This is a genomic window from Marinobacterium sp. xm-m-312 (assembly GCF_013283295.1).
Taxonomy (GTDB): Bacteria; Pseudomonadota; Gammaproteobacteria; order Pseudomonadales; family Balneatricaceae; genus Marinobacterium_E.
Window position 1 is genome coordinate 1 of the sequence record NZ_WBYS01000001.1, and the last position, 15,248, is coordinate 15,248.

Sequence of the window (15,248 nt, forward strand, 5' to 3'; positions counted from 1 at the left end):
TGGGCACACAGAGACCTCCGCTGCAGGTCCAGAGGGCCCCAAAACGAGACGTAATCGATTAAAACTGGAGTCTTGCGGTTAGCTCAGCCCGTTCGGCAACGTATAAGCCGGGTTTTTCGAGGTGCCCATATGTACCGTAGGTTTTGTACGATATAATGGACCTACAGAGGTTATTTCATGTTAAATATTTTAGTCACTGGTGGTGCTGGTTTTATTGGCTCAGCAGTTGTTCGTCATATCATCAACGACACACCATATAGCGTTTTCAATTTAGACAAATTGACTTATGCAGGTAATTTAGACTCACTATCAACTGTAGATGACTCAGATCGTTATCTATTTAAGCAGATTGATATTTGTGATCGACACGCACTTGACGATGTTTTAGCTCAATTCCAGCCAGATATTATTATGCATTTGGCCGCTGAAAGTCATGTGGATCGGTCAATTGATGGACCTGCAGAATTCATAGAAACGAACATTATTGGTACTTATCATTTACTCGAGGCGTCGCGTACTTATTACAATGAATTGTCACCAGAGCGTCAATCTGTATTTAGATTTCATCATATATCAACCGATGAAGTATACGGTGATCTAGAAGGAACTGACGATCTTTTTACCGAGTCCACCTCTTACGCGCCAAGTTCACCATACTCTGCTTCTAAGGCAAGCTCAGATCACCTAGTGCGTGCATGGCATCGCACCTTTGGTTTGCCTGTTGTATTAACCAACTGTTCTAACAATTACGGCCCTTATCATTTTCCAGAAAAACTTATACCCCACATGATTTTGAATGCCTTAGCGGGTAAGCCGTTACCGGTTTATGGTAAAGGTAATCAAATACGTGATTGGTTATTTGTTGAAGATCATGCCCGTGCTCTAGTACTTGTCGCAACGACAGCTGAAATTGGATCTACCTACAACATTGGGGGGCACAATGAGAAGCAGAATATAGAAGTTGTGAATACTCTTTGTGATTTATTAGAAGAGATGCATCCAGCAAAACCTGAAGGTGTAGATTCTTATAAAGACTTGATTACATATGTCAAAGACCGTCCTGGTCACGATTTGCGTTATGCAATTGATGCTTCAAAGATTGCACAAGAACTTGGATGGAAGCCTGTTGAAACATTTGAATCGGGTCTTCGTAAGACTGTTCAGTGGTATTTGGATAACCAGGTCTGGTGGCAGCGTGTTTTAGACGGTGACTATCGTTTGGATCGTATCGGTGAGTAACGGAGATATTTGTAGATGAAAGGTATAATCTTAGCTGGTGGTTCAGGAACACGTCTCCACCCTATCACAAAGGGTGTCTCTAAGCAGATGCTTCCAATTTATGACAAGCCGATGATCTATTACCCGCTCTCAGTTTTGATGCTGGCAGGTATTAAAGATATTCTTGTGATATCAACACCGCATGATCTTCCAGCATTTCAAGAGCTGCTGGGTGATGGTAGTTGCTTTGGTATTGATTTGTCGTATGCAGCGCAGCCATCTCCTGATGGGTTAGCACAGGCTTTTATCATTGGTGAAGAGTTTATTGGTGATGACAGTGTGAGTCTGATACTGGGTGACAACATCTTTTATGGTTATGGCTTTAGTGGGATGTTAAAAGAGGCGGCTCAAAGAGCTTCTGGCGCTACAGTGTTTGGTTACCATGTTTCTGATCCAGAGCGTTTCGGTGTCGTTGAGTTTGATCAGTCTGGTAAAGCTATTTCAATTGAAGAAAAACCGTTAGAACCAAAATCTAACTACGCAGTAACGGGCCTATATTTTTACGATAACCGTGTTGTAGAGATAGCTAAAGCCGTTAAGCCGAGTCATCGAGGTGAACTTGAAATTACCGATGTAAATAACGCCTACCTTCAGTTGGGTGACCTAAACGTCAGCCTTATGGGGCGTGGTTTTGCTTGGCTGGATACCGGTACACATGACTCTTTGATGGAGGCTGGCCAATACGTTCAAACTATTGAGCATCGTCAAGGCTTGAAAGTTGCTTGTCTGGAAGAGATTGGCTACAGAAACGGCTGGTTGAGCAAAGGGCAGTTGCTTTCACAGGGCGAGGCCTTGGTTAAAACTGGATATGGCCAGTATCTTCTGCAGATTGCTAAAGAGGCTTAAATTGTATGAAAGTGACTGAGACAATTTTGCCCGGGGTTTTGATCATTGAACCTAAAGTCTTTGGTGATCACCGGGGTTTTTTTAAAGAAACCTTTCAGGCTGAAAGATATAAAGAAGCAGGGTTAACGCAACCATTCGTGCAGGATAATCACTCTCGTTCACAAAAAGGTGTTTTGCGTGGCTTACACCTTCAGAAAAGCCGCCCCCAAGGTAAGCTTGTGAGTTGTAGTTCTGGTGCTGTTTTTGATGTGGCTGTTGATGTTGACCCTGGATCAGCCACATTTGGTAAGTATGTTGGCATAGAGTTGAACGCAGATAACCACCTCCAATTATGGATACCACCCGGTTATGCACATGGTTTTTGTGTATTGTCTGACGTTGCTGATTTCCAATATAAATGCACTGATTACTACGATCCTCAAGATGAAGGTGGATTGATTTGGAATGATCCGGATGTGGCGATACATTGGCCTATAGAAGATCCTCAATTATCAGAAAAAGATCTTAAGCTACCAACCTTGGCTGAACTAAAGGAATTGCAAAATTAAAATTTTACTTGTTGGCTCGGATGGTCAGGTTGGTAGAGCAATTCAGCGTCAAGCGGCTGATTTTAATGCCTGTATTTTGCCCTACACGCGACTGGATTTAGATATTACACGCCAGGACCGCGTAGTTGAGGTTATCTCAAGTTTAACACCTGATTTGGTCATTAATGCTGCGGCATATACAGCTGTAGACAAGGCTGAGTGTGAAATTGAAGCTGCATACGCAGTGAATGAAAAGGGACCAGCCAATTTGGCAAAGACTTGTGATAGGCAGGGTATCCCGCTTTTTCACATATCGACAGACTATGTTTTTAATGGTGAGTCAAATCATCCGTATAGTGAAGATGATGTAACAGATCCTGTCAGTGTTTATGGTAAGAGTAAATTAGCGGGTGAAGTGGCGGTTAGAGTTCTAGCAAGTAAACACATTATACTGAGAACTGCTTGGGTCTTCTCATCTGACGGAAACAACTTCTTGAAGACAATGCTTCGACTGGCGGGTGAAAGAGATAAGTTAACTATAGTGGGTGATCAATTTGGAGGCCCCACAAGTGCTAATGGCATTGCAAATGCTCTTTTAACCATAGCTAAGCGGATACAAAATTCTAAGGACGAGTGTTGGGGAGTGTATCACTTCACAGGTAGCCCTTATGTGAATTGGTTCCAGTTTGCCTCAAACATCTTTGAACAAAGTGTCCAGCTTAAACTTTTAACTAAAGCTCCTAGACTCATCGCTGTAACAAGTGAAGAGTTTGCTACACCAGTTAAGAGACCAAAAAACTCCAGGTTGGATTGTTCAAAGATTGAAGCCGTCTTTGATGTTAAATCTGAGGATTGGCAAGTTGGTGTAGAACAAGTTCTTAAAGAGCTCTCTCAAATCAATAAAGCCCAGTGATTACAGCGCAAGCAAGAAGGAACCGGTCTTTAATATTCCGTCGAGTCTTCGCAATGTTTTTTAAGACAAACCAACGACTACTTAACTTTTTACTAATCATTGAGTTTCCAGCCGCATTAGCAATTAGAATTGCTTGCTCACGATAAGCGTGATTTCTTATCAGCTTAATTCTATTTAACACTCCAGCTAAACCTGTATTAGCGCCTAACTGATTAGTTTCATGTTGCCTGTAGTGAAGTAGAGGACTATCAATAATATGCCACTTCAGGTCATTCTCTCGACAAAATGCATAAAGTAACCAGTCGTGGTATTCGATATTTTCAAAGAGTTGTGGTTTCTCTATCAGGCGTTGTTGGAATGTATTAAAAGCGCATCGCCTCATTACGAAAGTACATCCAGGACCTGCGGATTCAAAAAAGTGATCTAAGCTATTTTGAGGTTGGCTTTTTACAATAGTTTTACGCCTACCCGAAACGTCCCAAAATGCCTCAACATTTGATGATACGGCGTCAACACCTCGAGTATACAGCTCATTAATTGAGACCCTTAATTTATCTAACTTCCAGATATCGTCTTGATCTGACAGAGCAACAAAATCGAATTCCTCCAAAAGGTCGCTTGTTGCTTTGAAAAGAAACTGGAAATTCTTTCCTGCACTACCAAATCGGCATCTATGTGAGACAAGGGTGATAGGTGCACCACTAACAATGAGCTGAGAGATTAAAGCCTCAGTATTATCGGTGCTTTGATCGATACTGATAAAAATATGAACATTGACATCTTTTTGATTCAATATTGAGTCGAGTTGTTCGTTAAGCCATTTTTCTCCGTCGAATGCTGCTAGTAATACCGCGACTTTCTTAAAATCACAATCATTTATAGTCTCTATCTGCTGACTACTAGCTTTCTTCATTGCACTAAATTACTTTAAAAGTGCGTTAACGGTCTCGAGATCATCATTCAATAATCCCCCACTAAGTGCTTCAAGTGCCAAGTAATTTCTAACTAGATCGTATTTCGCCTTATTGAGTTGAATTAAACTCCTATAGTGCTCGGCACTCTTATTGGCTACTTCAACAACATTGGTTAATCCAAATTCGAACGTCTTCTCAGAAGCATATAACGCTTGTTTAGCAGAATTTACTGCGGCCAAAGATGCAATAATTCTAGACTTTGCACTCTTGATACCAAGATAGCTTAGCTTAATATTCTTTTTCAGTTTTCTTTGTGCTGCTTCAAGGTCTTGTTCGGCAATAGTGATCGCTTCACGATTCGCGTCTGCACGTGCTTCAGTAGAGCCGCCAGAAAAGATAGGGATAGATAGGGTTAAACCAATAACCCCAGACTCCGTTGTATTTGTGGGTGCGTTAGCATATCCAATGTTAGAGACCTCAGCGGACGCCTGTAAACTCAATTTTGGTAGGTGTGAAGACCTCGCCTCATATAAGGACTCTCTTTGGCTCTCTAGAGCAGCTTTCTTTGCTGCAACTTCTGGGTTCTTAATGTACGCACGATTTAAAATTTGCTCTAAAGTTCCTCTGCTTCCAAGTTCAACAAGCGAAGCTGCACTATCGATCGGCTTAAGCGGTTCGTCAACTGTCCTACCAATTAATTCTGAAAGGGCTTCTCTGGAAAGTAAGGCTTGGTTTTTTTGTTCAATCAAATCAGCTCGCTGCGCATCCAGTTTCGCTTTAACAGATAGCATGTCTGTCTTAGTGGCAAGTTTCTTTTCTAGCAATGAGTTGATACGAACTAAAGATTTTTCTAAAACTTCTACTTGCGCGTTTATAAGGTCTGACTGCTCTTCATATTCAAGTATATCGAAGTATCCTTGAGTAATTTGAATTGCAAGGTCTAGTTTGGCAGCCTCAGCAGTGTTATTGGCCTTTACTATACTTAGATCGGCCTTTGAAAAAGCGAAATAGCTGGGTGCATCAAAGATTGATTGAGTCAACGTAAGAGAGCTTTTGCGCCCTGTGTAATCTGTGCTGGTCAGACTGTTTTTGTATCTGGTTTTCGAAAGGTTTGATTGCACAGAGATTTGCGGCAATAGTTTTCCCAATGCAGCACTTCTTAATGCTTCTTCTCTTCTGACCGCTGCTTCAGTTGAAAGGATATCTGGCGCGTTTTTAATCGCTTCTGAGTATAAAGAGGATAGATCGACTGCGAAGTGCTTTAGTGAAATGCTATCTTGTGCAAAAACTAAGGGTGTCGAGAAGATGATTACTTTAAGAAGAATCAACCTAATCATGAAAAAAAAATTCATCTTAATCCTCAATTAATGAGCGTGCTAGTGCGTCAGTGGCAGGTCTAAGCAAATATGTAACCAGTGTTCTTTCACCTGTTTTAATGAGTGCATCTGCAGGCATACCGGGTAGCAATGTTTTATTACCAAGCTTGGCTAATTCAGTTGAAGGTATATCGATCTTAGCTAAATAGTAGGGAATACCGGTCTCTTTGTTAATCAGACTGTCTGCAGACAAATGATTCACTTTGCCATAGATAACCGGGGTCGTTTGAGAGTTGAAAGCACTAAAGCGAACATCAACTTCTAAGCCCTCATTCACTCTGTCAATGTCTATGGGTGAAACTTGTGCTTCAACGATTAACTCAGCATTTCTTGGAACAATTTCAAGAATAGGAGCCCCGCTCTGAACAACGCCACCTATGGTATGCACCTGCATTCCTAGTACCATTCCACTTTCTGGAGCACGAATAATAGTCCGTTCAAGACGTGCAACTAGGGCGCGTTCTCGCTCGCTTAAATCAAATAGCTTTGCCTCTATTTGACTGAGTTGGTCTACAACCTCAGTGCGAAAATTTTTTTCTAATTGAAGTATTTGAAGTTCAGTTTCGCTGCGTTTTACTTTTGATAAAGCTGCGTTTGATTTTAGATCAGATATTTCACTTGCCACTTCTGCGGAGCGGCGCTCAATTTCACGAATACGCTGAATATCGACAAAACCATCGTTCAGAAGTGACTTTAGTTCTCTTATCTCATCATCATACGATTTTTTGAGATCCTTTCTCGAAGTGATACGAACATTTATACCAGTAATTTGCTCATCAATCTGCGCCAGTCTTTGCTCAAAAACCGACACTTCACCAAGTCTTGATGCTTTTCTAGCTTCAAAAACTGCTTGCTCATTTCTGATCGCTTCATTAACTCTAGTATCATTTTTCTGAGAAAGCAGTTTGTCAGGATATGAAATAGCTTGTGATTGATCACGCTCAGCTTGTAAGCGAGCTTTGGTCGCTTCAAGTGAGATTACTTGCCCGGTAACAATTCCTAGCTCTGCTTTATACTGAGTGTCATCTAAAATGATAAGTTCATCGCCAGCTTGGACAAGGTCTCCTTCCTTAACGAGAAGTGACTTAATTATGCCACCTTCCAAGTGTTGAACAGTTTTTCGGTAGCTTTTAACTACCACAGTACCTGGAGCATAGGCAGCGCCATCAATTGGTGCTAAATATGCCCAACTACCAAATAGGCCGAAACAAACGAATAGAATCACAAAGCCTATAGCTTTAGGTTTTATATCGGAGACATCTAGAACAAACTCACCCTTACGGATTGCCTGTAATGTGTTTTTAGTGCTCATTAAAACTTCCCTACGCCGGAGTCTGTTCGGTGTTTTGCTGATTAGCCTTGGCCGCGTTGCTTAACTCTTTAAGCACTGCGTCTCGAGGGCCAAACATCGTTTGTAAACCGTCGCGCATTACAAGCAGAGTATCTACAGCAGATAGAATTGAAGTTCTATGCGTAATGATAAATACCGTTGTAGACTGGGCTTTGAGTTGCTTAAGGGCATCAGCTAGTGCTGCTTCGCCGACATCGTCAAGGTTTGAATTAGGTTCATCAAGTACAATAACTTTTGGTGAGCCGTATACAGCGCGGGCGAGACCGATTCTTTGTCTTTGCCCGCCAGATAACCCGCCACCAGCAGTGCCAATGATCGTATCGTATCCTTCTGGTAGTCGAAGAATCATTTCATGAACGCCAGCAAGCTTGGCCGCTTTGACTACGCCTTCAGAATCGATCTCTCCAAAACGAGCAATATTCTCACTAATTGATCCTTCAAAAAGCTCAATATCCTGAGGTAGATAACCTAAATGCGGTCCAAGCTCTTCGCGATTCCAGGAGAATACATCTGCACCATCAAGTCTTACTTTACCGCCCATGCTTGGCCATATGCCTAAAATAGCTCGCGCTAACGTAGATTTTCCCGCGGCACTTGGACCGATGATCCCAATCATGGATCCGGCGGGTGCAGAAAAATTCACACCTTTGACGACTGCTGCCTTTGCGCCAGGAGGGGCAACCATAACTTGCTCAAGTGTTATGTTGCCATCAGGAACTGGTAGAGACATTCGTTCCGGTTCATCAGCAATTTTCGCAAGCATTTCATTTAAGCGCTGGTATTGGCCGCGCGCTGCTACAAATGGTTTCCAAGCACCGATCATCTGGTCTATGGGGCCAAGAGCGCGGCCTAGTAAAATTGAGCCGGCAATCATCAGGCCAGGTGATATTTCACGTTGAACGGCTAAATAAGCACCCAAGCCCAAGATTAAGGACTGAATTATCAAGCGAAAAGATTTTGATAAGGTGGTGATAATGCCTGCTCGATCACTTGCGATTCCTTGAAGTGCAAGTACCTTACGATTTCTCTCGAACCATCGCTTTCTAATGTTGTTTAGCATTCCCATTGACTCAACAACCTCGGCATTTCTAAGGTTTTTAGTCGTGAAATGCGTCGCACCAAGATTCTCTTGGTTTGCTTCCTTTAGCATGTTGCTGGTGGCCCTTTCGTTTATCAATGCAAGGGCTGAAAGGATGATGACACTGATCAAGCCCACAAGACCAAATAAAGGATGAAATATGTACATTATAAAGAGATATATAGGCACCCATGGGGCATCAAAAAAAGCAAAGAGCCCATTTCCGGTTAAGAACTGTCTCAAACTAGTCATGTCTGAAAGAGGTTGTGCAGAGGTGTTGGCACCGTTGCTGTAGAGTGCTTGCCTGAAACTAGCATTGAATAGTCGACCGCCTAGTAATGTATCTAAGCGAGTGCTTACTCTGACCATAATCCTTGAGCGAACCCATTCAAGCCCCCCCATCGTAACCATGAGAATAATCATGAGAATGGTTAGCACAACAAGTGTTGGGATGCTGCCGCTTGCCACCACTCGATCGTATACTTGCAGCATGTAAAAAGCAGGCACAAGCATCAACATGTTGATAAATAGACTGAATAACCCAACGCTGATAAAACTACTCCTACAAGCCTTCAGTGCAAGTTGTAGATCGGTTTTTTTCTTGGTCAAAATAAATCCTTAATACACGCGTTTGCTGTTGAACTGTATGTTGTGTCTATAGCTGTAGATTTCAAGCTTCAAGAAACTTAAGTTCAGTGCTAACAGAAGGTTAAGTGTTATATAATTGCAGTTAGTTTATCATCTACGCGCATATTGAAACAGCATTTCGGTCGTAATATAGGGCTGAAAATGCCGACTGTAGGACCGGTTTTGCTCCCCATATTATCCGCACAAAATAGATATCTGCTGCTTCAAATGGTTAAGCGGGAGATTGCCGCTAAATACAAAAATTCTGCGCTAGGATTGTTTTGGGCAGTGCTTCTGCCTTTGGTTATGTTGGCGGTTTATAGCTTCGTATTTCAGGGGGTGTTTAAAGCGCGCTGGCCTGGGCAAGAGATTGATGCTGATTTTGCTTTAAATGTATTTGCTGGCCTGATTTTGTTCACCTTTTTTTCAGACGCTGTAGGGCGTGCACCTGGATTAATTTCAGAGCAGCCTAACTTGGTTAAAAAGGTTGTCTTTCCTATCGAACTACTAGCGGCTGTTAGCGTTTTGAATACATTGTTTTATGCCAGCATAAGCCTCTCAGTGTTGATAATTGGCACCCTGGTCTTTAAGCAGCAACTTGGATGGCAGTTAGTTATGCTGTTTCCGTTGTTGGCAATCTTCGCTTTGATGTTGCTGGGCCTGACTCTACTTCTTTCTGCTATAGGTGTTTATTTTCAAGATTTAAAACATATTGTGGGAATGGTTATTACTCCACTTCTTTTTCTTTCACCGGTTTTTTACCCAGTCAAAGCAGTTCCCGATTCAGTTCAATTGGTTATGTATCTTAACCCACTGACCATCATGATTGAGCAGGTTCGCGAGGTTGTGATCGGAGCTGGTAGAGTCGATTTTGCTTTGCTGGGGGTTTACTCAATAGTGTCTGTGGTCGTTTTTCTAGTGGGTTTTACTCTATTTAAATCCCTAAAAAGAGGATTTTCAGATGTCCTCTAGCGATTTGATTATTGAAATTAAAGCTCTATCAAAAACATATAAATCATTTGCCACACCATTAGCACGATTTAAGCAACTTTTTTGGGGTGTGCGACGTTGTTATTACAAAACCTACACCGCGCTTAAAAGTGTCGATCTAGAGATCGGTAAGGGCGAGGTTGTTGGCATTGTCGGTAAGAACGGTGCGGGCAAATCTACACTGCTTCAACTCATTTGCGGAACACTATCTCCAACCTCTGGAAGTATAAGAATTACGGGGAAAATTTCTGCTCTTCTAGAGCTAGGGGCTGGATTCAATCCGGAATTTACGGGCCGAGAAAACATTCATCTTGCAGCTGCTTTGATGGGGCTTGCTAAGCAGGACGTGGTTGCATTAGAGCATGAGATAATTGATTTTGCTGGTATAGAGAGCTTTATTGATCAGCCGGTTAAAACCTACTCAAGCGGTATGTTTGTTCGCTTGGCATTCGCTGTTGCAACCTCTGTTAACCCAGATATTTTAGTTATTGATGAGGCGTTATCGGTTGGCGATGGCGAATTTGCAAAGAAATCGTTTGATCGAATAATGGCGTTGCGAGATCAGGGCAAGACAATTCTTTTTTGTTCACATTCACTGTATCAAATAGAGCAGATTTGTAATCGAGTAATATGGATAGATAAGGGTGAAGTTAAAGCACAAGGAAATCCTGCAAATGTGCTTAAAGAGTATCAGGGCTATCTAGATTCGCTAAACCAGTCTGAAGCCCATTCTGCTGGGGGCGCAGTTAACAGCGAACTTCAAACCAATGAAGCACGATTTGTTTCGGTCAACATCACAAATGCAAGCAGTGAAAATGCTGAGTTGATATTCGAATCACAAGTTGATGATCTAATTATAAATGTCACTTTTAAGGCATCAGAACAGGTTGTGCCTCCTGGTGTGGCGATAGTCATTAATGACGAAAATGGCCAATTAGTTACGAGTGTGGGTAGTTGGGTGGATGGTATCCAGCCAAATAAATTGGGAGCGGGGTCATATCAATTAACGCTTCGTTTCCCTAATCTGCCCCTACTTAAGGGGCTCTATAAGATTTCAGTCATGCTTTTTTGTGACAGAGGCCTATTTGTTTACGATGAGATTAATGAAGCGGCCTATATTCGTGTAGTTCAAAAAGGTAGTGAGCTTGGTTTAGTTAGTTTGCCCAGGGTGTGGAATGATGCATTGGACGCTCTTGAGTCATCTAAACCTTCTGTACTTCCAGAGCAAGATAATGAAATTTTAATTAGATACGCTAATGAAAATGACGAATTGCTACTCCTGTCATTATTCAAACGTTGTTTTGATGTCACTATTTCCAAATCCTTATGGAGGTGGAAATACAGTAGTAGTATCCATCGCTGCGTTGTCGCCCAACAAGGCGCGAACCTGGTTGGGTTCTTTGGCGTGATGCCTCGAGATTCTAAAATCTTTGGCGCCTCATCCAAAACCGCACAAATTTGTGACGTTATGTTAGATCCTAAGTTAGACAACGGATTGGCTAAGGCGAAACTTTTTAAGCGAATAAAAGAGCACTTTACTCAAAATTATGTAGGCGAAAGGTACGAATTTCCATTTGCATTTGGCTTTCCTACTGAACGGGCACAGGAGTTGGGTGAGAAACTTAAAACATATACTCGAATAGATTCGCTAGCCCGATTGGAGTGGAATACTTGCCTAATGAATAGGCGTGCATTGGGTTGTCGCACATTTGATCGATCGGACTTTGCCTATTTAGATCGGGTTTGGAATAAAACACATCCGGATTTAAAAGATTTAGCTGTGAACGTTAAAGATGCTGAATGGCTGGCGCATCGATATTTAGATAGACCGGATTCGGAGTATGATTGCTTGCTCTTCTACACTCGATTCTCGGGAGAGCCAATTGGTGTGGCGGTAACAAGGTTAAGCGATGATGGTTCTGTGGAGCTCATGGATCTTATAGCGCCAAAGGCATATTTAGATGAAGTCTTGTCGCATTTAATGCATGTAAAAATGCATCAAGGTGTAAGTCTTGTCTTCGCCATAGTATCGGGATCAGTGTCTAATACCTTGCAGGCATCAGGTTGCACTAGTCAAAGATTACCGCTTAGCATCCCCGGTGATGAACTTAAAGATAATTCAGACCCATTAGTCCTTAAAGGGAAATGGTGGCTTTGGGGTGGAGATACTGATTCTCGATGAAGAATTTTGCTAGTGACAAAGGGTTAGAGTCAGGGCAAACACCAAGCGTTGCAATTTTGATTCGAAGTATGGATCGAAATACCTTAGACGCAACCCTTGCTTCTGTAAGAAAACAAACCTATCAAGCAATTAACATATATCTAGTTAACGCAACTGGGCAGCCTCATAGTGCTATTGCGGATAATTATTCGGTTAATTTCTTGGAGTCAGATCAGCAACTTCATCGACCTGACGCTGCAAATGTGCTGCTAGCTGCTGCGACTCAGCGTGAGGAAGATTATGCGTTGTTTTTAGATGATGATGATCTTATCGCCCCTCGACATATTGAAAATTTAGTTTATGCGCTTCAGCTCAATCCTGGGTGTATTGCTGCCTATTCGGATACGGTAATGGTTGTTGAGCAGGGTGGTTTGCAACAACGATCAGTTAAACAGGAGCCCTGGAGCAGAGAGTCCTTGCTTTTAGGTAATATCATTCCAATTCACAGTTGTTTGTTCGATCTTGCAAAGGTTTCGAGTGAAGGGATTCGATTTGATACAGCATTTACTTCACTAGAAGATTGGGACTTTTGGCTATCTTTGTCAAAGCACGGTGAGTTTATCCACGTTCCAAGTCAAACGGCCTTGTATCGGGTGTTTATGGGTTTGTCTGGGATGTCAGCCGATCGCGATGTTGGTGCCTATAGCAAGGTGCGACAAAAAATTTATGAGAAGCATTTAGGGCCTTTACACTCCGATTGCCTGGTCGCGCTGACTAGTGCTTCAGATCTTCGTGATCGTCTTAAATATGAGCTGAATGAAGTCTCGAGGCACAACAGTGAGTTACATAGTTTGATCATGAACTTAAATTCAGAAGTCACCATGTTGACTTCACTTCTGCGTCCCAAAAATTATCTTAAAGCAGGGCTTAGAAGGCTACATCGCAAAGTTTCTGTAAAGAAAGCTGTCACGCGAGGTGATTTAGGGGAAGCTCCTTCGGCAGTTTCTGTGATTGTGCCTGTGTACAAAGGTTTGGAGGAGACGCAGGCCTGTATCAATAGCGTGATTGAAAGCGCACCATTTTGTAAAACAAAAACAGAATTGGTAGTGATTAACGATTGCAGTCCAGAGCCAGAGGTGACTGAGTGGCTTCGAATTGATGCTAAGCGACGTAATTACTTGTTGCTAGAAAATGATGTGAATTTAGGTTTTGTGGCGACTGTAAATCGAGGTATGCGTGAAACCAATAATGATGTTGTGCTACTCAATTCCGATGCTGAAGTGAGTAATGACTGGTTGGATAGAATGCTAAATGCAGCATACAGCTACCCGGAACCCGTCAGCTCTGTAACACCATTTTCTAATAATGCGACCATCTGCAGTTTTCCTGGTTTTTGTGAAGATAACGATTTGATGTTTGGTAAGTCTGTCTTTGAAATAGATGAGGCTTTCAAACGCTGCAATCATGCTCAAGTGGTTGAAGTGCCGACCGCAATCGGTTTTTGCATGTACATTACTCGCTCTAGCCTCAATGATGCGGGGCTTTTCGATGTCGAAAAGTTCGGTAAAGGCTATGGGGAGGAGAATGAGTTCTGTCTTAGAACTGCGGCGCGAGGTTGGAAGCATCTGCATGCACTGGACACGTTTGTTTGGCACAAGGGAAGTGTAAGCTTTGGAGATGAAGTCAGGGACGAACGTGCAAGTGCTGCATTGCAGATAATTGAGCAAGACTATCCATCCTATAGTAAAGATGTGCATCGTTTTATTGCTCTAGATCCAGCTAAGCGAGCGCGTGTAAATGCTGCATTGAGTTTGTTTCAGAGTGTATTTAAAACGCGTGGTTTAATCGTAACTCACGACAGAGGCGGCGGCGTAGCTCAAAATATTGACGACCTAGTATCAAATTTCGATTCTATAGGTTGGTGTCAGCTGAAGCCTGCTGAGGCTGGAACAGTGCGTCTAGAGCTGCTTAATAGTGGTTCTGCAATCGCATTAAAATTTGAGCTTGATGGCCAGTTTGAATTACTGATTGAGTTGTTAGATTCACTTGGTTTTAGTTTTATTCATTGGCATCACCATATCGGTTTGCCAGCTAAACTTAATGAATTGCCGGCACTTTTAAATGTGCCTAGTTATTTTACAATTCATGACTACTATACGGTTTGCCCGCAAATTAGCCTATCCACTGCTGAAGGGAAGTATTGTGGAGAGCCGAATATTCAGGCTTGTGAGCAGTGTGTAGCAAAACGTCCGGTAGTTGGCTGTTCATCGGTAGCAGAATGGCGCGATTCATTGGTTGATTGGATGGAGCAGCAGCAGCTTTTGATTGCTCCAAGCAAGGATTGCGCTAGTCGAATGAGTAAATATATCGCCAGTAATAAATTGGTAGTTGTTCCTCATTTGGATTTAGAAACACAGGTTCCTGTCTTAAATATCGCTGTTAGTGATCGACCCTTAAGAGTGGCTGTGTTGGGTGGAATGTCGAAAATCAAAGGTGCGGATGTATTAGATGATGTTGCTCGCCTTTGCATCAAAGAGCAGGCGCCTGTTGCGTTCAAGCTGTTTGGACACGCTTACCGATCGCTAGATAAATCCATCGACGTTACAGGTCGATATCAGCAAGATCAGTTGGTCCATATGCTCGAAGAGTGGAAGCCAGACCTGGTTTGGTTTCCGGCAATATGGCCTGAAACATACTCCTATACCTTAAGTACAGCTATGGCTTTAGGCTTGCCAATTGTGGCTACAGATATTGGGGCTTTTGTTGAAAGGCTTCAGTATCGTGGCAACACTTGGCTATTGAGTTACGACTCAACGCCACAGCAGTGGTTAGATTTTTTCGTTGAAATTCAATCTGGGGGATGCCCAGTAAATGCATCTCATTCCGAACTTAATGAAACGGTGATTAAATCCGAGCAGGCGCAAAGTTTTTACAAGGAAATTTATACAAAAAATCCGACTGTTTTTACAGAAATGGCTAAGTTCAACGATCTGATGCAAACGGTTCCAGCAGAATCTTTCAATCTTAAGAGTGCAGATAATTCAGTTCGTCTAAGGGTGGTGGGTTTGTTGTATATAGCTAGGACTTTGCCTTTTCTAAGCCCTTTGATGCGCCGTATACCGATGAGTCTACAGATTTGGGTGAAAAATAAAGTACTAGGTTACAAGCCTTAAGGTGTTGTTTGGCT

At 42.4% G+C, this 15,248-nt stretch carries 11 protein-coding genes; 7 read left to right on the forward strand and 4 right to left on the reverse strand.

The annotated features are described in order from the left end of the window. Positions 1 to 177: 177 nt before the first annotated feature. The 4 genes from rfbB to rfbD are packed head-to-tail and all read left to right on the forward strand — an operon-like array spanning position 178 to position 3,564. Positions 178 to 1,239, forward strand: coding sequence for a dTDP-glucose 4,6-dehydratase (rfbB, locus tag XMM312_RS00005; protein WP_173488459.1), 1,062 nt, complete (start codon positions 178 to 180; stop codon positions 1,237 to 1,239). A 15-nt stretch (positions 1,240 to 1,254) separates the two neighbouring features. Then, positions 1,255 to 2,124 (forward strand): glucose-1-phosphate thymidylyltransferase RfbA, encoded by an 870-nt coding sequence (rfbA, locus tag XMM312_RS00010; RefSeq protein ID WP_173488460.1) that lies wholly within the window; start codon positions 1,255 to 1,257, stop codon positions 2,122 to 2,124. A 5-nt stretch (positions 2,125 to 2,129) separates the two neighbouring features. Next, the gene (gene rfbC, locus XMM312_RS00015) at positions 2,130 to 2,672 is read left to right on the forward strand and encodes a dTDP-4-dehydrorhamnose 3,5-epimerase (RefSeq protein ID WP_173488461.1); all 543 of its coding nucleotides are present in this window, start codon (positions 2,130 to 2,132) and stop codon (positions 2,670 to 2,672) included. Between the two features lies 1 nt (position 2,673). Next, entirely contained in the window at positions 2,674 to 3,564 is an 891-nt protein-coding gene (rfbD, locus tag XMM312_RS00020) for a dTDP-4-dehydrorhamnose reductase (protein WP_371743460.1), read from the forward strand. Here the strand turns inward: rfbD and XMM312_RS00025 are convergent. Genes XMM312_RS00025 through XMM312_RS00040 form a run of 4 tightly spaced genes read right to left on the reverse strand, consistent with a single transcriptional unit; the run spans position 3,548 to position 8,892 of the window. Beyond that, positions 3,548 to 4,477: a glycosyltransferase gene (locus tag XMM312_RS00025; RefSeq protein WP_173488462.1), complete on the reverse strand. Its 930-nt coding sequence runs from the start codon at positions 4,475 to 4,477 to the stop codon at positions 3,548 to 3,550. The two genes, rfbD and XMM312_RS00025, sit on opposite strands and share 17 nt — an antisense overlap. Before the next feature lie 9 nt (positions 4,478 to 4,486). After that, positions 4,487 to 5,830: a TolC family protein gene (locus XMM312_RS00030; RefSeq protein ID WP_173488463.1), complete on the reverse strand. Its 1,344-nt coding sequence runs from the start codon at positions 5,828 to 5,830 to the stop codon at positions 4,487 to 4,489. A gap of 1 nt (position 5,831) precedes the next feature. Continuing rightward, positions 5,832 to 7,166, reverse strand: coding sequence for an HlyD family type I secretion periplasmic adaptor subunit (locus tag XMM312_RS00035; protein ID WP_173488464.1), 1,335 nt, complete (start codon positions 7,164 to 7,166; stop codon positions 5,832 to 5,834). A 10-nt stretch (positions 7,167 to 7,176) separates the two neighbouring features. After that, the gene (locus tag XMM312_RS00040; protein WP_217363859.1) at positions 7,177 to 8,892 is read right to left on the reverse strand and encodes a type I secretion system permease/ATPase; all 1,716 of its coding nucleotides are present in this window, start codon (positions 8,890 to 8,892) and stop codon (positions 7,177 to 7,179) included. A gap of 180 nt (positions 8,893 to 9,072) precedes the next feature. Here XMM312_RS00040 and XMM312_RS00045 point away from each other — a divergent pair, with 180 nt between their 5' ends. The 3 genes from XMM312_RS00045 to XMM312_RS00055 are packed head-to-tail and all read left to right on the forward strand — an operon-like array spanning position 9,073 to position 15,234. Continuing rightward, entirely contained in the window at positions 9,073 to 9,882 is an 810-nt protein-coding gene (locus XMM312_RS00045) for an ABC transporter permease (protein ID WP_173488465.1), read from the forward strand. Continuing rightward, positions 9,872 to 12,082: a GNAT family N-acetyltransferase gene (locus tag XMM312_RS00050; protein ID WP_173488466.1), complete on the forward strand. Its 2,211-nt coding sequence runs from the start codon at positions 9,872 to 9,874 to the stop codon at positions 12,080 to 12,082. The genes XMM312_RS00045 and XMM312_RS00050 overlap by 11 nt, the downstream gene beginning before the upstream one ends. Next, positions 12,079 to 15,234, forward strand: coding sequence for a glycosyltransferase (locus XMM312_RS00055; RefSeq protein ID WP_173488467.1), 3,156 nt, complete (start codon positions 12,079 to 12,081; stop codon positions 15,232 to 15,234). Before XMM312_RS00050 ends, XMM312_RS00055 begins: the two co-directional genes overlap by 4 nt. Positions 15,235 to 15,248 lie beyond the last annotated feature (14 nt).